Raw genomic sequence first — 17294 nt, forward strand, 5'->3', positions numbered from 1 at the left:
CCGTAAATATCGTTATAGATCTTTAAAGCGAATGAGTTGGCGACGTTGTTTTTTATCCGGCTTATTTTCAGGTGCAGGATTGTTCAATATATTTAAACGTCTGGCTTCAGCATTAAACGCTCTCTTGTTAATGCTTTCGGCAGTTTCTTCATATAGCGTTTGCGCTATTGCAGCTCCTTGTCGATGTTCCGACAACTGAGCAATAATTATTTCCCTATCATCATGGCCTTGGCGTAAACGAATCTTGGCACCGACTTCAGCTTGCTTACTGGATTTAGCGCGTTGACCGTTATAGTGCACCTTTCCACCATTGATCATCTCTTTGGCTATTGAGCGAGTTTTGTAAAAACGAGCTGCCCATAACCATTTATCGAGTCTAACTGTGACTGCTTTAGATGGAGTCTGGCTCATCTAACACCCCCAAAAGTGGTATGACTTCACACCGTTGACATTTTTAACATGTAAAATGATGGAAAGAGCCTAATATCGTGGCGTTTCTCACAGCCTTTTTAGGCGCGCAAATGTAGCATATCCGGTGCAATTTCGCCAATCCATATGCTACGGGCTTGTTGCAATAAGCTGGGTGAGTTAGCATGATGCAGTATTTCCTAAATTAACAGAATTAGAACAGCGACCTGCTAGAGGGTCAAAGCCGAATATGGATGTATTAGATAAAATTATAACTAAGGCAGCGGGAATTCCCCAAAAGCCATTAAGCACAGCTGTATTCTGGTTAGGATTAGTGATTGTGCTATTACTAACTGCGCAGATCTCGTGGAAGTTAATGCCAGTAAATTCTCAGGCGGTTGCATGGCAACCTTCGCCAACTTCGGTAGCAAGTGCTAAGCGGGTTGAGCTAAGTAGTGTCCAGAAATTGTCGTTATTTGGTGAAAAAGACGCCAATGCTGAAGGTCGACCAAATAAACCTGCTCCAGTTGAACAAATTACCGATGCACCTAAAACCAACCTATCGATTTTATTAACGGGTGTAGTGGCGTCGACTTCTGATACTAATGGTCTTGCTGTCATTGAATCTAAAGGTAATCAAGAAACCTACGGATTAGGTGACAAAATTAAAGGCACTTCAGCGTCATTGAAAGAAGTGTATGCCGACCGAATCATTATTACTAACGCTGGCCGCTATGAAACCCTAATGTTAGATGGGTTAAGCTATACCACACAAAGCCAAGCAAACGCATCTTTGCAGCAAGCAAAGAAAGATCGCGCTGTACAGCGTGATGATCGTCGTCAAAATGCCCAAATTGCTCAAGAGTTAAGTGACTCACGTGATGAGCTGCTTGCTGATCCGAGCAAACTCACAGACTACTTAGCCATTTCTCCAGTTCGCGGACCAGAGGGTGTTAGCGGCTATCGCCTCAATCCAGGTAAAGATCAAACTTTATTTGCGGCTGCAGGTTTTAAAGCAAATGATTTAGCCAAATCCATTAACGGATATGATTTAACCGACATGGGACAATCATTAGAAGTGATGGCGCAATTACCAGAATTAACAGAAATTGGCGTCATGGTTGAACGTGATGGACAGTTAGTAGAAATAATTTTTAGTTTGCCAGAATAGTACCGGCAGTAGAGGATTGAAAATAATGAAGAGTTATGGAATTCGACGCAAGTTATTAGCAGGGATGATTGCTGGTATAGCAATGCTTGCATCTCAAGCGGCTTGGTCGGAGCAATATGCTGCCAATTTTAAAGGCACCGATATTCAAGAATTCATCAATATTGTAGGTAAAAACCTCAATAAGACTATCATCGTGGATCCGACTGTACGCGGAAAAATCAATGTACGTAGTTACGATTTATTAGACGATGAGCAGTATTACCAATTCTTCCTTAATGTATTGCAAGTGTATGGTTACGCCGTTGTAGAAATGGAAAACCGCGTTATTAAAGTGATTAAGGACAAAGATGCAAAAACTGCAGCTATCCGTGTTGCTGACGATGGTAGCCCTGGCTTAGGCGACGAGATGGTTACGCGCATTGTTGCCTTGTATAACACTGAAGCAAAGCAGCTTGCGCCTTTATTACGTCAGCTAAATGATAATGCTGGTGGCGGTAACGTTGTTAACTATGATCCGTCAAATGTATTGATGATTTCTGGTCGTGCAGCCGTTGTAAACAAATTAGTAGAAATCGTACGCCGCGTTGATAAACAAGGTGATACAGAAGTTCAGGTTGTTTCTCTTGAATACGCTTCAGCTGGTGAAATTGTTCGTATTATCGATACTTTATATCGCTCAACGGCTAACCAAGCGCAAATGCCAGGCCAAGCACCTAAAGTCGTTGCCGATGAACGTACTAACTCAGTGGTTGTCAGTGGTGATGAAAAAAGTCGCCAACGTGTGGTTGAGTTAGTAAGACGTTTGGATGCTGAACAAGCATCGACAGGCAACACTAAAGTAAGATATTTACGCTACGCAAAAGCGGAAGATTTAGTTGAAGTGCTCACTGGTTTTGCTGAGCAATTACAGTCGGATCAAGATTCAGGTCAAAGCAGTAATAAACGCCGTAAAGAAATTAATATTATGGCGCATCTTGATACTAATGCCTTAGTGATTAGTGCAGAACCCGATCAAATGCGCACGATTGAAAGTGTGGTCAATCAGCTCGATATTCGCCGTGCGCAGGTATTAGTTGAAGCGATTATTGTTGAAGTCGCTGAAGGTGATGACGTTGGTTTTGGTATTCAATGGGCATCGGCTTCAGGTGGTGGTACCCAGTTTAATAACTTAGGCCCAACCATTGGTGAAATTGGTGCAGGTGTCTGGGAAGCTCAAGGTCAAGAAGGGACTACTGTTTGTACCGAGAATGGTACTTGTACAGAAAACCCAGATACTGATGGTGACATTACTTTACTTGCGCAGTCACTAGGTAAGGTAAATGGTATGGCTTGGGGAATCGCGATGGGTGATTTCGGGGCTTTAATCCAAGCGGTATCAAGTGATACAAAGTCAAACGTACTAGCGACACCGTCAATTACCACGCTTGATAACCAAGAAGCCTCATTCATTGTTGGTGATGAAGTACCAATTCTAACCGGTAGCCAGAACTCAAGTAACGGTAATAGTAACCCATTCCAAACGGTTGAACGTAAAGAAGTGGGTGTGAAACTTAAAGTTGTTCCTCAGGTTAACGAAGGTAATGCAGTTAAACTGACCATTGAACAAGAAACCTCAGGTATTAATGGTAAAACGGGTGTAGATGTCACTTTTGCTACACGTCGACTGACTACGACGGTTATGGCTGATTCTGGTCAAATTGTGGTGCTAGGTGGTTTGATTAGTGAAGAAACTCAAGAGTCAGTGCAAAAGGTTCCTTTCTTAGGTGACTTGCCGATTATTGGCCATTTATTTAAGTCATCTTCAAGTGGCGTGAAAAAGAAAAACCTAATGATTTTCATCAAGCCGACGATTATTCGTGATGGCATTACGATGGAAGGTATTGCAGGGCGTAAATATAACTACTTCCGTGCTCTACAAATGGAACAACAAGAGCGTGGCGTTAACTTAATGCCTGACAGTGAAGTGCCTGTTCTAGAAGAGTGGGATCAAGATGCATATTTACCAGATGAAGTTAACGAAGTACTTAATCGTTATAAAGAAGGTAAAGGCTTAGAAACCAAGATGCGTGAAACAGACCCAGCACTAAAGCACATTAGTGATAGCAAAGATAAAGATAAGCAACCAGTAGATGTAACTGAAGACGCTGTCGATGCTGAACAAGAAGACGATGCCAATGAGTGAAGCAGAGATGACTGAGCAATTGGCACAAGTGTCCACTGACTTAGGCTTGGAAACGGAAGAGCTCAATGATGAGGTTTTTCATTCCACCAGTCGTGAGCGCTTGCCTTTTGCTTTTTCCCACCGTTTTAATTTGGCACTGGCTAAAGAAACTGACGCGCTAAAACTGTATTACACCAGTGAAACCCCATTGGACGCGATGTTAGAAGTACGTCGTTATGCTGGTGAAGAACTGGTGCTGTGTAAGTTGCCTGTCGAAGAGTTTGAAGCCAAACTTACTCAAACCTTCCAAGCCAATTCATCTGAAGCACAACAGTTGATGGAAGATATTGGCAACGAGATGGATTTATTCACTCTTGCTGAAGAACTACCGCAGACTGAAGACTTGTTAGAAGGCGATGATGATGCGCCAATTATTAAATTAATTAATGCATTACTGTCTGAAGCGATTAAAGAAGAAGCCTCTGATATCCACATCGAGACTTATGAGAAGCAACTAATTGTTCGTTTCCGTATTGACGGTGTACTCAAAGAGGTTCTAAAACCGAATCGTAAACTGTCTTCATTACTTGTTTCACGTATTAAAGTGATGGCGCGTTTGGATATTGCTGAAAAACGTGTGCCACAAGATGGTCGTATCTCATTACGTATTGCAGGTCGCGCAGTCGATGTGCGTGTATCAACCATGCCTTCAAGTCATGGCGAACGTGTGGTGTTACGTCTATTGGATAAGAACACCGGTAACCTCGACTTGAAATTGCTAGGTATGACCTTAGCTATCCGTGAACAGTTTGATGCCATTATCCGTAAGCCTCACGGTATTATCTTGGTAACAGGTCCTACAGGTTCTGGTAAAAGTACTACCTTGTATGCTGGCTTAACTGAGATTAACTCAAAAGACACTAACATTTTGACTGTAGAAGATCCTATTGAGTATGAACTCGAAGGTATCGGTCAAACGCAAGTGAACATGAAAGCCGATATGAGCTTTGCTCGTGGCTTACGTGCGATTCTACGTCAAGATCCTGATGTGGTCATGATTGGTGAAATCCGTGACTTAGAAACCGCACAAATTGCGGTTCAAGCCTCGTTAACAGGTCACTTGGTAATATCTACCTTGCATACCAACACCGCCTCAGGTGCTATTACACGTTTACAAGATATGGGTGTTGAGCCTTTCCTTGTTTCTTCAAGTTTATTAGGGGTTTTGGCGCAGCGTCTTATTCGTACTTTATGTAATGAATGTAAGATCCCACATGAACCTGATGAACGTGAACGTGAACTACTCGGCGTTACAGCTAATGATACGCGAGTAATTTACCGCGCTAATGGCTGTAAAGAATGTGGTAATAACGGCTATCGTGGCCGTACTGGTATTCATGAGCTGTTAGTCGTTGATGATAATGTTCGTGAATTGATCCACGGCGGTCGTGGTGAACTCGCGATTGAAAAATACGTGCGTCAAACAATCCCAAGTATTCGACATGATGGTATGAGCAAAGTACTTGATGGGGTTACCACTTTAGAAGAAGTACTGCGTGTGACACGCGAGGAATAATCAATGGCAGCGTTTGAATATAAAGCCCTTGATACCAATGGCAAACAGCAAAAAGGTGTCATAGAAGCAGATACTGCTCGTCACGCTCGCAGCCAACTACGCGAACAGCGACTCATGCCACTTGAACTGCAACCTGTTGCAGAAAAAGAAGCTAAAGCGAAAAGTGGTGGTTTAAAATTATTCCAACGCGGCATTTCTGTAGCGGAGCTTGCGCTGATCACTCGTCAAATCGCGACACTTGTCGCGGCGGGCTTGCCGATTGAAGAATCACTAAAAGCTGTAGGTCAACAGTGTGAGAAAGACCGTCTTGCAAGCTTAGTGATGGCGGTGCGTTCACGCGTTGTTGAAGGTTATAGTTTTGCTGATTCACTCGCTGAATATCCTCACGTTTTTGACGACTTATACCGCGCAATGGTGGCATCGGGTGAGAAGTCTGGCCATTTAGAAGTGGTATTGAACCGTCTTGCTGACTACACCGAACGTCGTCAACAACTCAAGTCAAAGCTTACTCAAGCCATGATCTATCCAATCGTACTAACAGTGGTTGCGATTGGTGTTATTGCTGTTTTACTTGCCGCCGTGGTACCAAAAGTTGTCGGCCAGTTTGAACATATGGGCCAAGAGTTGCCTGGCACCACCCAGTTTTTGATTCTGGCATCAGACTTTGTGCAGTCATATGGTTTAGTCGTGCTAGGTGTCTTGTTTGCCTCATTTGTGTTGTTTAAGCAAATGCTGAAAAAGCCTAACTTTAGAATGCTATTTGATACTTGGCTGTTAAAAGCACCAGTGATTGGTAAGGTAAGTAAAGGGATTAATACTGCGCGATTTGCCCGAACTTTAAGTATCTTATCTGCCAGTTCGGTGCCGCTACTAGAAGGCATGCGTATCGCAAGTGAAGTACTACTTAATGTAAAGGTACGCGCAGCCGTTGATGATGCAACAGCAAGAGTACGCGAGGGTACGAGTTTAGGCGCGGCTCTCACAAATACTAAACTTTTCCCGCCTATGATGCTCTATATGATTGCATCAGGTGAAAAAAGTGGTCAGTTAGAGCAAATGCTTGAACGCGCTGCAGATAACCAAGACAGTGAATTTGAGTCGAATGTAAACATTGCTCTAGGTGTGTTTGAGCCTATGCTGGTTGTGAGCATGGCATCAGTCGTACTGTTCATTGTCATGGCCATTTTACAACCTATTTTAGAATTGAATAACTTGATTAGCGGCTAACGCAACGAGTTGTAGATATTATTTTTTGTCACGCACTAAGTGGTGTGTACCGGAGGAAGTCGTCAATGCAAGTCAATCGTAAACAACGTGGTTTTACTCTATTAGAAGTCATGGTCGTTATCGTGATTTTAGGTATTTTAGCGTCAATGGTTGTACCTAACCTTATGGGAAACAAAGATAAAGCTGATTTACAAAAAGCGGTATCTGACATTGTTGCTTTAGAAAATGCGCTAGACATGTACCGTCTTGATAACAGCGTGTATCCAACGACTGATCAAGGTTTAGATGCATTAGTGCAAAAACCAACATCGTCTCCAGAGCCACGTAACTATCGTCCAGATGGTTACCTAAAACGTTTACCTCAGGATCCTTGGCGTAATGATTACTACCTATTAAGCCCAGGTGAAAATGGCCGTATTGATATTTTCAGTGCAGGTCCTGATGCTCAAGTAGGTACTGAAGACGATATTGGTAACTGGAATCTTCAAAACTTCCAGTAATGGTCGTTTAGCTGACAACGCATCATGAACTTTAAACGCCAAGCTGGGTTCACCCTATTAGAAGTATTACTTGTGGCATTGCTGATGGGCTTAACTGCCGCAGCAGTCACAATGACTTCTGGTACATCGGGACCTGAGCAGGAGTTAACAAAGACGGCAAGAAAGTTCATTGCGACTACCGAATTGGTCATTGAAGAAACCATTCTTAGTGGCCAATTTTTAGGTATTGTAGTGGAAGAAGATGAGTACGAATTCGTCTACTACAAAGACGGTAAGTGGGAGCCATTAACTGGCGACCGACAACTTGCTCCGCAACAAATGGAAGAAGAAGTTAGCTTGAGCTTATTGCTCGATGGCTTGCCGTTAGTACAAGAAGATGAAGAAGATGAATCATGGTTCGACGAGCCATTGATTGATGAGTCAAAAGAAGACAAGAAGAAAAACCCTGAACCACAGATACTGCTGTTCCCAAGTGGTGAAATGACGACATTCGAACTGAGCTTTTTAACCGATGACCAAAACGGCAAAGAAGTTGAAGTATTAGTGGTCGGCGATGCCATGGGTCGTTTAGCAATAGGAAGCTTCGATGAAGATCAGTAAAGGCATGACCTTGCTTGAAGTCATCGTTGCTTTAGCGGTGTTTTCAATAGCAGCCGTTGCAGTCACAAAAAGTATAGGCGACCAAATGGCTAATCTTCCTATATTGGAAGAACGCACCTTAGCCCAGTGGGTTGCAAGTAATCAGATGGTTGAAGCGAGATTAATAGAAACATTTCCAGAACTTGGCACTAAAAATGGTCAGGTAGAGCTGGCAGGAAAAGATTGGTATTGGCGTCAAGAAGTGATTAAAACCACCGACGACAATTTTAGAATGATTAGAGTCTTAGTCAGCGATGAAGATCGGTTTAACCGAACTGTTGCCCAAGTGAGTAGTTATGTTCACAACGCAGGCTAACCTAAATCAACGTAAACAAGCAGGTTTTACCTTGCTTGAAATGCTCATTTCAATTGCTATTTTTGCCATGATAGGACTTGCTGCAAATGCTGTACTGTCAACGGTAATGAAAAATGATGAAGCCACAAAAGAGTTTTCAGTAAGGTTAAAAGCCTTGCAACAGGGTTTTGGAGTGATTGAGCGAGATCTTGGTCAAATCGTAGCTAGAACCCAGCGTGGGCTTGATGGCGAGCGAACCAGTTCAGTATTTCAAACTGGCGACAATATGCTGGATTCTGAAACCGAAGCATTAGTATTCTTTCGCTTAGGTTGGCTTAACCCTGATGGCATGTTGCCTCGTGGCAGCCTGCAGTCTGTGGCTTATATTGTTCAAGATGGTCGATTAGAACGTTGGTATTACCCATACCCTGAACCTGTAGTGGGTGCTGAACCACTAAAAAGCCTAATCATTGAAGATGTGATTGATATTAAGTATTCCTTTTTTGTCGGTGATAAGTGGGAGCGAAAAGTGGATGCTTCTTCGTTACCACTTGGTATTGCGATGGAACTTGAGATTGAAGGCTTAGGGACTATTGAGCGTCGCTTCTTATTACCGAAAGGCGGTAGTACTAGCGGTAGCTCTGATGATAGCAATAGTGGCAGTGGTAACGACGGTAGTGGTAACACTAATAACAATGGTAATAGTGGTGGTAGCAACAATAGTGGTAACAGCGGCAGTAAGTCGGGTGACGACATATGATGAAGCAACAACTACCTGGTATTCGTAAGCAGCGCGGGGTGGCGTTGCTAGTGGTATTGCTCATTGTCGCTTTGGTGGTCATTATCGCGACTAATATTACTAGCCGTAATCAACTGTCGATGCGTCGAACGTTGAATTTAGCCCAATATGACCAAGCATATTGGTATGCGATGTCGGCAGAAGAGTTGTCGAAAAAGACCTTGAAACAAGATATGGAAGACAGCGACGGTACGGTGCATCTTCAGCAATACTGGGCTCTTGCCGATGTGATTTTCCCAGCCGAGTATGGTGAAATCGGCGGCGAAATTATGGATATGCGTTCTTGTTTCAACATTAACGCGTTATCGGTGACATCATCTGAAATAGAGAATGGTCAGCCCAAGTTAACGCTTGCTGCTAGCCAATATAAAGCTTTGTTAGTGGCTTTAGGTATGGATGATTTTGGTGCAGAAAGACTGACCCATACCTTAATTGACTATCTTGACGACGATACAACATCAATGCCTTATGGCGCTGAAGATGCAGAGTACGAGTCACGTAATGTGCCGTATCGTACAGCCAATACATTGATGAATCATCGCAGTGAGCTCAGAGCAGTGATGGGATACAACCAGCAAGTGTATATGACATTATTACCGTATATTTGTGCAATCCCTGGCGATAATCAGCAAGTGCTGAATGTGAATACTATTGAAGTTGAACAAGCAGCATTATTAGTTGGCATGCTAGACAATAAAATTAGCCAAAGTGATGCTGAAAGTGTCATTAACCAAAGACCGGCCGATGGTTTCGAAACCGCTGCTGAGTTTTGGGAAAATAATACTCTTGCTAGCATAGCGACTGAAAGCAATATGAAATCGAGCATCGTCGTCGACAGTAATTTCTTTTTACTGAAAGCTGGCGCTAGAGTCGATAACGCAACCTTTAGAATGGATAGCGTATTACAGCGAAGCGGTACCAATTTTGAAGTACTGACTCGTCAATATGGCGGGCAGCAATAATGAATAAGCGAAACAACCCGCTGCAATTAGCAATACAGCTGTTGCAGCTTGTGGAGAATAACAGTGTCTGAACGGCTTTTTATCCGATTAGGAAAAACATCAGAAAGCCCTTGTTCTTGGCTAGTGTGGTCAGAACAGGAGCAAGAAATTATTGCCTCAGGTGAGTTAAGTGATGCTGCAAGCTTAACCAGTTTAACTGAGCGTGCCGGCAACCGTCCGGTTGATGTTTTAGTTCCTGCATCCAGCATGACATTGACGCAAATTGAATTGCCAGAAAAGAATCAGCGCCAAGCATTAAAGGCTTTGCCATTTATGCTGGAAGAAACTATCGCCTCTAATGTTGAAGACATGCATTTTGTCGTTGGCCCAAGAGAGGGAGAGCATCTTAATGTTGTTGCTGTAGCTCATGAGCAGATGCAAGATTGGATGTCATGGTTGATGGATGCTGGCATTAAGGTCAAACGTATCGTGCCAGACTGTTTAGCCTTGCCATTAGAGCAGTGCCGTTGGGCTGCACTCGATATGGGTGATGAGCTACTGCTAAGAACAGGCGAAGGAAGTGGTGTTAGCTTACCAAAAACATGGTTAGACTTTGCGTTGCCGAAATTGATGCCTGAAAAGCAAGAAGATGAAGCGCCTTTAAATATTGCTGCCTACAGTGAAGACTTAGTGTTTATGGATGCTGAAGTCGAGCCTAAACCACTCGATTTACCTATGATGGTATTAGCCAAAGGTATCTTACAAGCGCCAATTAACTTATTAAGCGGCGTGTATTTACCTAAGCGGGAATACAGCAAGCATTTAATGCTTTGGAAAAATGTCGCGATTATTGCAGTCGTTGCCATTGTGCTTTCGCTGGTTAATAAAGGGCTGACTATACATCAATTGGAAAATCAGACTGCTGAAGTTAAACAACAAAGTGAAGCTATCTTTAAACGGGTTATTCCTAGTGTGAACCGTATCGTTAACATTCGAAGTCAAATGGACTCGCAACTGCGAAGTATGCAAGGTCAAGGTGGCGGAGCTGCATTTTTTGAAATGCTAGATGGTTTACGCGGTTCGTTTGAACAAGTCCCAGATTTAAAACCTAATTCTTTGCGTTTTGATGCCAACCGTAACGAACTTCGTATGCAGGTGACAGCTAAAACTTACGATCAAGTCGATAAGTTTAAAGAGTTAGTTGAAACACGTTATGACTTAGACATGGGTGCGATTAATAGCGGTGAAGATGAAGTGAACACAACCCTGACATTGAGAGGCAAATAAGATGGAAAATTTGCAGACCTGGTGGAAAGGCTTAGCCCTACGTGAGCAACAATTGGTTGCCAGTTGTGGTGTGTTTGTGATTATCGGTATTTTGTATTGGGGCATTTGGAGTCCAATTTCTCAAGCTGCTGAAGATGCTGAGATGAGACACCAATCAGAATTACAAACCTTAAGCTATGTAAAGCAAACGGCGAATAAGATTGCAGGTTTGAAGCAGTCAGGCTCAAGACCGACATCAAGTGGTAGTTTGAGTTCGGTTGTGAATCAGTTAGCGGGTCAATATAAGTTAGAGATTACTCGTATGCAGCCACAAGGGGATAAGATTCAATTGTGGATGGATGATGTACCGTTTGACAGTTTATTAAATTATTTACACGAACTTGTAGAAGAGAAAGGCTTAACACTGGAAAGTGTCGATTTATCTGAGTCTGATATCGCAGGTTTCGTCAAAGTACGTCGTATTCAGCTGTCTAAGTAAGCAGGTATTGTAGTGAGTTTGATTAAGAAAATTATCATTGGCGTATTTATCTACCTTATTTTCATGGTGGTTTATATTCCTGCAAATTGGGTAGTGGGCATTGCGCCGTTACCAAATAACATCAAAATAAGTGGTGTTACGGGGACTTTGTGGCAAGGCAGTGCGGATCTTGTATCTATTGATCGCCGCCTGATTGAGCAAGTTAAATGGGATTTAAACCCGTGGGCGTTACTCATCGGTACCGCTAATGTTGATTTGCAAATCGGCAGCCGCGCGACTGCAGTTAGTGGCCAAGGTGATATTAGTTGGTCACTGTCAGGTATTTCGGCAGACAATTTACGTTTTGAAGCACCTAATCAATTTTTATTAGGTAATGCTCGCTTACCATTCAGAACGAAAGTCGATGGTGATGTGAGTTTGATAGTTGAGCGTCTTGAGCAAGGTGAACCTTGGTGTGAGCAACTCTCTGGCAAACTATTTTTGAATAGTATTGATGTAAAAAATCAGTTTGGTGAATATCCACTTGGCGATATTGCTTTAGGGCTAAGTTGTATTGATGGCATGGTGCAATTGAATACCGATGACTCAATGAACACGATGGGTATCGAAGGCACAGCATCACTTGGCGAGAATAATCGTTTTTCAGTTAGCGCTAAAATTAAGCCAACACCAGAACAACCTGAAGATTTGACTCAAGCACTGTCATTCTTAGGTAAACAAGATAGCCAAGGCTTTTACCCAATTAATTATAATGGGGTGATTCCAGGGTTATAACTGAATCAGCTTAAGTTGTAATTTAATGAAAAGGCATGTGGATAACATGCCTTTTTTGATCATAGCGTTTAAGGGGCTTTGATATTGCCCAATAAGTCCTGATGTAGCATTTGATAATCGTGAATGGCTGGAAAGTCAAAAAATTCCTTATGAGGCTTTTGGCTGTCGGGGTTTGAAATACCCAACTGAAAACCAATCCCCGCCTTTTTTGAAGCCTCAAGAATATGCTCATTATCATCAACAAATAAGCAGCGGCTTGGATCTAAATTAAATTGTGTAATCGCCTGCTGCCAAAATAATGGGTGTTCTTTAGGGTAACCTGTTTCATGACTTGAGAAGGTGGCATCTAAGCCGTGACCTAAATCGGTATGAGCGAGTTTTAACTCCAGGCTTTTGGGATGTGCGTTGGTCATTAAGATCCGCTGTTTACCTGCACGATGAAGTGCCTGTAAAAAAGGCATGCTGTCTTGACGCATTTGAATCCGCTCAACAAGGGAGTAGTGCAAGGTTAAAATGTCTAATCCAAGTTGTTGCTGCCAATAGTCAATGCAATACCAATCTAACGTACCTTCCACTTTATGGTATGACTGCTCGACGAGTTGCTGTGCTTCAGCCACTGAAATCTGTCTTTGTTGACTAAGTTGCTGTGGCACTAAAGTTAACCAAAAATGGTTATCGAAGTGCAAATCAAGCAAAGTGCCATCCATATCGAGTAAAACCGTGTCTATCTTATGCCAAGGAAACATGAAAATTCCAGTTGTAGAATATAGCTAGGGTAGTAAGATTGTAACTTGTCTAACGAAATTCGTCATATATGAGGTCTTAATGACAACTCGGCACAAAAAGCCTGAAATATTACATCGTGAGATTGTTGCGAAAAGTCGCTTGTTTCAAGTTGAACAACTCCATCTTAAGTTTTCAAATGGTGTTGAACGTCAATACGAAAGAATGAGTGGTGCCAGTCGTGGTGCGGTAATGATTGTTCCGGTGCATAAAGGTAAGTTGTTGTTAGCCAAAGAGTATGCGGCAGGCACAGATAATTACGAACTAGGTTTTCCTAAAGGCTTAATTGACCCAGGAGAAGAAGCTAGTGAAGCGGCTAATCGTGAACTTCAAGAAGAAATAGGTTTTGCCAGTAATAAGCTGACTTTATTAAAAGAGCTGAGTCTAGCCCCGGGTTATTTTGCCAGTAAAATGCAGATCTTCATCGCAGAAGATTTGTATGAAAGCACGCTTGAAGGCGATGAACCTGAGCCAATAGAAGTTATTCCTTATCCGTTAGAACAATGGCAAACTTTACTCGATAATGATGATTTTTCGGAGTCGAGAAGTGTTAGTGCATTATTTCTTGCACAGCAGTTTTTAGCAAAATAGTCGTTATAAATTAAAATAAAAACAAAATATTAGCCTAAGTTAACTACAAAAAATCCTTAATTTGGTCTAACTTGACAGTATTCAGCGTATTATTTGGCGATTGGAGTCGTTATGAAGCCAGAAGAAGTTATTGAACAAGTCATCACAATTGCCATCGAGGCAGGTCAAAAAATTCGCGACATTTATGTCAAAGGCGATTTTGATCGAGAAATTAAATCAGATAATACGCCGGTGACTTCTGCAGATCTGGCAGCCAATGAAATCATTTGTGCAGGCCTTGCTGCATTGACCCCTGATATTCCAATTCTGAGTGAAGAAGCTGCTGATATCCCTTTTTCTGAGCGTGCCGAATGGCAACGATACTGGCTTGTCGATCCGCTTGATGGCACTGGTGAATTTATTGCAGGTAGTGGTGATTTCTCGGTCATTATTGCATTGGTTGAACATAACCGACCTGTGATGGGTGTGGTGTATGCGCCAATGACCAAAGTGTGTTACTACGCAATTGCAGGTTTAGGTGCGTATAAGCGTGACAGTAAAAATGAAGTGCGTATCACCAGTAGACAGATTGACAATATTGAAGAATCTGGCTTGAAGTTGGCGGTAAGTCGCCGACAAGACCCTCAATCGGTATTGAAATTATTAAGCCACCCTAAAAGCTGTGAGTTAGTCGTTTTAGGTGGCGCGGCATTGAAAAGCTGTCTAGTGGCAGAAGGAAGAGCTGATTGTTATGTTCGCCTTGGGCCGACTGGAGAATGGGATACAGGCGCTGCGCAGATTATTTTAGAAGAAGCTGGAGGTTCACTGATGGATATTAACCTGCAGCCAATGAGCTATAACGAGCGTGAAACTCTAGAAAACCCTAATTTTATTGTTGTAGGCAGTCCAAGTTTAGCGTGGGATGACATTCTCACTAATTAATTGAGTAACTGCATAATTCGCAAGTAACACTAAGCCCTCAGTTGAGGGCTTTTTTGTATCTTCATTTTGGCGATATTGAGTTACTGATGAAAAATAAACTTATTGTGAACATTGTTTTTTATTTTGTTTGTTGTTAGGTTAGACACACTTAAACATGTAATAGGGCAATCTGATGGCAAGAAGGAAAGAGCATACCCATGGTGAAATCCATGATATGGCCATTAAATCAGTCATGGAATACTTACAAACTGCCAAGCTTGAAAGCTTGAGTCTTCGTAAGGTAGCGACACAAATAGGTTATGCGCCCAGCACCTTGATAAATATTTTTGGTAGCTATCAACAATTGTTGTTATCAGTATCGGAACAAGTGCTGACAGATTTATATCAGCAGTTATCTACTGCAGAGATTGATAGTCATCCTGCTAGTGAACTAGACCTTAGCTCATTCAACAAAGGTCAGGCTCAAAAGGCAATTGAACAGATGGCACACCAATACTTTCAATTTGCTCATGAGCATCCTGCATGTTTTAAACTCGTTTTTGAACTGTCAGCGCCTGAAGGAATAGAACTGTCATCAAATCATCAGCTTGCTATTGATAAACTGTTTAATTTAATTGCTGAGCAGTTAAGGGTGCTTTTTGCTTCAGCCAATCAAGCGGATATTATTTTGATGAGTAGGGTGTTGTGGGGCGGGATCCACGGTTTAACCTGTCTTGCTATAGATGGAAAATTATTTACCGAACAAGCAGCGTTACCCGCCATGCTCAGTAGTCATGTTCATGGATATTTATTAGGCATGGCACAAGAAAAGGATTTTTCATGTTGTTAACTAAACGTTTTTTACCTTATTTCGTCACTCAGTGCCTAGGGGCCTTGAACGACAATATCTATAAAAATGTATTACTACTGCTAGTGACTTATAGCCAAGTCAGTGAGCTACCGATTAGCGTGAACATGTTTGTGAACCTCGCAGCTGGCGTATTTATTCTGCCGTTCTTTTTGTTTTCAGCTCATGCAGGTATGGTTGCCGATAACATGGATAAAGCAATGCTGATCCGCAGGCTAAAATTACTGGAGCTGATCATTATGTCATGCGCAGCAGTCGCAATTTTATCCCAGAGCTACTTAGTGATGTTATTGCTGTTATTCATGATGGGCAGTCAGTCTGCTTATTTTGGTCCAGTAAAATATTCGTTATTACCGCAAACGCTGAAAGAGAGTGAGCTAGTCACTGGTAATGCTTGGGTAGAAATGGGGACATTTATCTCAATTTTAGTCGGCACATTATCAGCTGGATTGATCGTAGCCAGTGACCACAGCTTAGTTGGTGCAGCGACGATTGTAGTGACACTGTCGGCAATTGGTTACCTTTCAAGTCGCGCGATACCTGCGCTGCCGCCTCAAGGAAAAATTGACAAGATTCGCTTCACTCCGTTATCTGGTACATGGCGCAGTATTGCTAAAGTTAGAAAAACACCGGGTATTTGGATGGCTATTTTAGCTATTAGCTGGTTTTGGTTTTTAGGTGCGACTTACCTGACGCAATTTCCTAACTTTGCCAAATTACACTTACATGCCGATGCTACAGTGGTGTCTTTATTGCTGGCACTATTTTCTATTGGTATAGCGGTAGGTTCGTGGGTTTGTGAGCGGGTGTCATATGGCCATGTTGAGTTAGGTGTTTTACCTTTCGGCGTTTTAGGTTTGACGGTATTCGGTGTCGATTTAATTTTTGCTATTCCACCTGCACCAGCAGATCTTAGTTTTGTTTATGGCTTCAGCAGTTTTATTAGCGATTCGCAGCATTTTCGAGTGATGGCCGACTTATTCATGGTAGGTCTCAGTGGTGGTTTATTCATTGTGCCGCTATACGCGTTTATTCAATCCCGCGCTGCTAAAGATGAATGTGCTCAAGCGATTGCAGCTAACAACATTATTAATGCTTTGTTTATGGTAGTGGCGGCAATCCTTTCGATAATATTACTCGGGGTGCTTGAATGGAGTATTCCTGATTTATTCTTGTTGTTGGCAGCAATGAATACCGTGGTAGCACTGTATGTGTATTCGCAAGTACCTGAATTTGCGCAGCGCTTTATCAGTTACTTATTAAGTCACTTCATGTATCGGGTAAAGGTAAATGGCCGGGAGCTGATCCCAGCTCAAGGTGCCGGTGTGATTGTGTGTAATCATGTCAGCTATGTCGATGCGTTGATTATTATGGGCGCTTCAACAAGACCAATCCGCTTTGTTATGGATAAGTCTATTAGTGAAATCCCTTTGCTTAAATATTTGTTTCGTCATGCGGGCGTTATCCCTATTTGTTCGCCTAAGCAATGTGAGCAAACCTATGAGCAAGCTTTTGAGCAAATTCATCAAGCACTGAACAATGATGAGCTTGTGTGTATTTTCCCTGAGGGCAGATTATCAGTCGATGGCGATATTGCTGAATTTAGACCTGGGGTTGAACGCATATTAAAGCGTGACCCTGTTACCGTCATCCCTATGGCATTAAGTGGCTTGTGGGGGTCTTATTTTAGCCATAAGGGTGGGCACGCACTGACCACACGTCCGAAACGTTTCTGGTCAAAAGTAGAAGTGAATATTGCTGAAGCTGTTGATGGTGTTGCACTAGGGCGTCATGGCTTACATAAAAGTGTTAGTGAAATCTTTCAGAAACAAGCGGCTGAAAATAAGCTTTAGGTTTATATAGCGGTAATACTAGCTATTATTAATTAGCGCACTT

18 protein-coding genes are annotated in these 17294 nt (G+C 42.4%); 16 read left to right on the forward strand and 2 right to left on the reverse strand.

Annotation, left to right across the window (positions count from 1 at the left end; genetic code table 11):
- Positions 1–12 precede the first annotated feature (12 nt).
- On the reverse strand, positions 13–411 hold the full coding sequence (gene hslR, locus AC0L4E_RS19865) for a ribosome-associated heat shock protein Hsp15 (RefSeq protein WP_473681348.1): 399 nt from the start codon (positions 409–411) through the stop codon (positions 13–15).
- A gap of 247 nt (positions 412–658) precedes the next feature.
- Between hslR and gspC the strand changes: the two genes are divergently transcribed.
- The 12 genes from gspC to AC0L4E_RS19925 all read left to right on the forward strand — a co-directional run bounded on the left by gspC (position 659) and on the right by AC0L4E_RS19925 (position 12256).
- On the forward strand, positions 659–1579 hold the full coding sequence (gspC, locus tag AC0L4E_RS19870) for a type II secretion system protein GspC (protein WP_473681350.1): 921 nt from the start codon (positions 659–661) through the stop codon (positions 1577–1579).
- Positions 1580–1604: 25 nt separating this feature from the next.
- Entirely contained in the window at positions 1605–3761 is a 2157-nt protein-coding gene (gspD, locus tag AC0L4E_RS19875) for a type II secretion system secretin GspD (RefSeq protein WP_473681352.1), read from the forward strand.
- Between the two features lie 7 nt (positions 3762–3768).
- Positions 3769–5316, forward strand: coding sequence for a type II secretion system ATPase GspE (gene gspE, locus AC0L4E_RS19880; protein WP_473681766.1), 1548 nt, complete (start codon positions 3769–3771; stop codon positions 5314–5316).
- A gap of 3 nt (positions 5317–5319) precedes the next feature.
- Positions 5320–6543: a type II secretion system inner membrane protein GspF gene (gspF, locus tag AC0L4E_RS19885; RefSeq protein WP_220754035.1), complete on the forward strand. Its 1224-nt coding sequence runs from the start codon at positions 5320–5322 to the stop codon at positions 6541–6543.
- 65 nt (positions 6544–6608) lie between these two features.
- The gene (gene gspG / locus AC0L4E_RS19890; protein ID WP_473681354.1) at positions 6609–7043 is read left to right on the forward strand and encodes a type II secretion system major pseudopilin GspG; all 435 of its coding nucleotides are present in this window, start codon (positions 6609–6611) and stop codon (positions 7041–7043) included.
- Between the two features lie 24 nt (positions 7044–7067).
- Positions 7068–7643 (forward strand): type II secretion system minor pseudopilin GspH, encoded by a 576-nt coding sequence (gene gspH / locus AC0L4E_RS19895; protein WP_473681356.1) that lies wholly within the window; start codon positions 7068–7070, stop codon positions 7641–7643.
- Positions 7630–7998: a type II secretion system minor pseudopilin GspI gene (gene gspI / locus AC0L4E_RS19900; protein WP_473681358.1), complete on the forward strand. Its 369-nt coding sequence runs from the start codon at positions 7630–7632 to the stop codon at positions 7996–7998. Before gspH ends, gspI begins: the two co-directional genes overlap by 14 nt.
- A complete protein-coding gene (gene gspJ, locus AC0L4E_RS19905; RefSeq protein WP_473681360.1) occupies positions 7979–8737 on the forward strand; it encodes a type II secretion system minor pseudopilin GspJ in 759 nt (252 codons plus the stop codon). Before gspI ends, gspJ begins: the two co-directional genes overlap by 20 nt.
- Entirely contained in the window at positions 8737–9738 is a 1002-nt protein-coding gene (gene gspK / locus AC0L4E_RS19910; protein ID WP_473681768.1) for a type II secretion system minor pseudopilin GspK, read from the forward strand. The genes gspJ and gspK overlap by 1 nt, the downstream gene beginning before the upstream one ends.
- A gap of 63 nt (positions 9739–9801) precedes the next feature.
- Entirely contained in the window at positions 9802–11004 is a 1203-nt protein-coding gene (gene gspL / locus AC0L4E_RS19915) for a type II secretion system protein GspL (RefSeq protein ID WP_473681362.1), read from the forward strand.
- A 1-nt stretch (position 11005) separates the two neighbouring features.
- Positions 11006–11482 (forward strand): type II secretion system protein M, encoded by a 477-nt coding sequence (locus tag AC0L4E_RS19920; protein WP_473681364.1) that lies wholly within the window; start codon positions 11006–11008, stop codon positions 11480–11482.
- A 12-nt stretch (positions 11483–11494) separates the two neighbouring features.
- Entirely contained in the window at positions 11495–12256 is a 762-nt protein-coding gene (locus tag AC0L4E_RS19925) for a type II secretion system protein N (protein WP_473681366.1), read from the forward strand.
- Between the two features lie 68 nt (positions 12257–12324).
- Here the strand turns inward: AC0L4E_RS19925 and yrfG are convergent, their stop codons facing one another.
- A complete protein-coding gene (yrfG, locus tag AC0L4E_RS19930; RefSeq protein ID WP_473681367.1) occupies positions 12325–13002 on the reverse strand; it encodes a GMP/IMP nucleotidase in 678 nt (225 codons plus the stop codon).
- A gap of 79 nt (positions 13003–13081) precedes the next feature.
- Between yrfG and nudE the strand changes: the two genes are divergently transcribed.
- From nudE to AC0L4E_RS19950, 4 genes are all read left to right on the forward strand, one after another.
- On the forward strand, positions 13082–13630 hold the full coding sequence (gene nudE, locus AC0L4E_RS19935; protein WP_473681369.1) for an ADP compounds hydrolase NudE: 549 nt from the start codon (positions 13082–13084) through the stop codon (positions 13628–13630).
- Positions 13631–13741: 111 nt separating this feature from the next.
- Positions 13742–14551: a 3'(2'),5'-bisphosphate nucleotidase CysQ gene (gene cysQ / locus AC0L4E_RS19940; protein ID WP_473681371.1), complete on the forward strand. Its 810-nt coding sequence runs from the start codon at positions 13742–13744 to the stop codon at positions 14549–14551.
- Positions 14552–14723: 172 nt separating this feature from the next.
- Complete coding sequence (locus tag AC0L4E_RS19945) at positions 14724–15380, forward strand: TetR/AcrR family transcriptional regulator (protein ID WP_473681373.1); 657 nt, start codon at positions 14724–14726, stop codon at positions 15378–15380.
- Positions 15371–17251 (forward strand): MFS transporter, encoded by a 1881-nt coding sequence (locus AC0L4E_RS19950; RefSeq protein WP_473681375.1) that lies wholly within the window; start codon positions 15371–15373, stop codon positions 17249–17251. The genes AC0L4E_RS19945 and AC0L4E_RS19950 overlap by 10 nt, the downstream gene beginning before the upstream one ends.
- The last annotated feature ends 43 nt before the right edge of the window (positions 17252–17294 follow it).

The organism is Shewanella sp. GJ50-10, assembly GCF_055808815.1.

What these genes read in the sequence shown, in the direction of transcription:
- yrfG (WP_473681367.1), bottom strand. Translation starts at nt 13,002, where the DNA reads ATGTTTCCTTGGCATAAGATAGACACGGTTTTACTCGATATGGATGGC.
- gspK (WP_473681768.1), top strand. Translation starts at nt 8,737, where the DNA reads ATGAAGCAACAACTACCTGGTATTCGTAAGCAGCGCGGGGTGGCGTTG.
- nudE (WP_473681369.1), top strand. Translation starts at nt 13,082, where the DNA reads ATGACAACTCGGCACAAAAAGCCTGAAATATTACATCGTGAGATTGTT.
- AC0L4E_RS19920 (WP_473681364.1), top strand. Translation starts at nt 11,006, where the DNA reads ATGGAAAATTTGCAGACCTGGTGGAAAGGCTTAGCCCTACGTGAGCAA.
- gspC (WP_473681350.1), top strand. Translation starts at nt 659, where the DNA reads ATGGATGTATTAGATAAAATTATAACTAAGGCAGCGGGAATTCCCCAA.
- hslR (WP_473681348.1), bottom strand. Translation starts at nt 411, where the DNA reads ATGAGCCAGACTCCATCTAAAGCAGTCACAGTTAGACTCGATAAATGG.
- gspF (WP_220754035.1), top strand. Translation starts at nt 5,320, where the DNA reads ATGGCAGCGTTTGAATATAAAGCCCTTGATACCAATGGCAAACAGCAA.
- gspE (WP_473681766.1), top strand. Translation starts at nt 3,769, where the DNA reads ATGACTGAGCAATTGGCACAAGTGTCCACTGACTTAGGCTTGGAAACG.
- gspH (WP_473681356.1), top strand. Translation starts at nt 7,068, where the DNA reads ATGAACTTTAAACGCCAAGCTGGGTTCACCCTATTAGAAGTATTACTT.
- gspD (WP_473681352.1), top strand. Translation starts at nt 1,605, where the DNA reads ATGAAGAGTTATGGAATTCGACGCAAGTTATTAGCAGGGATGATTGCT.
- gspG (WP_473681354.1), top strand. Translation starts at nt 6,609, where the DNA reads ATGCAAGTCAATCGTAAACAACGTGGTTTTACTCTATTAGAAGTCATG.
- AC0L4E_RS19950 (WP_473681375.1), top strand. Translation starts at nt 15,371, where the DNA reads ATGTTGTTAACTAAACGTTTTTTACCTTATTTCGTCACTCAGTGCCTA.
- gspJ (WP_473681360.1), top strand. Translation starts at nt 7,979, where the DNA reads ATGTTCACAACGCAGGCTAACCTAAATCAACGTAAACAAGCAGGTTTT.
- gspI (WP_473681358.1), top strand. Translation starts at nt 7,630, where the DNA reads ATGAAGATCAGTAAAGGCATGACCTTGCTTGAAGTCATCGTTGCTTTA.
- cysQ (WP_473681371.1), top strand. Translation starts at nt 13,742, where the DNA reads ATGAAGCCAGAAGAAGTTATTGAACAAGTCATCACAATTGCCATCGAG.
- AC0L4E_RS19945 (WP_473681373.1), top strand. Translation starts at nt 14,724, where the DNA reads ATGGCAAGAAGGAAAGAGCATACCCATGGTGAAATCCATGATATGGCC.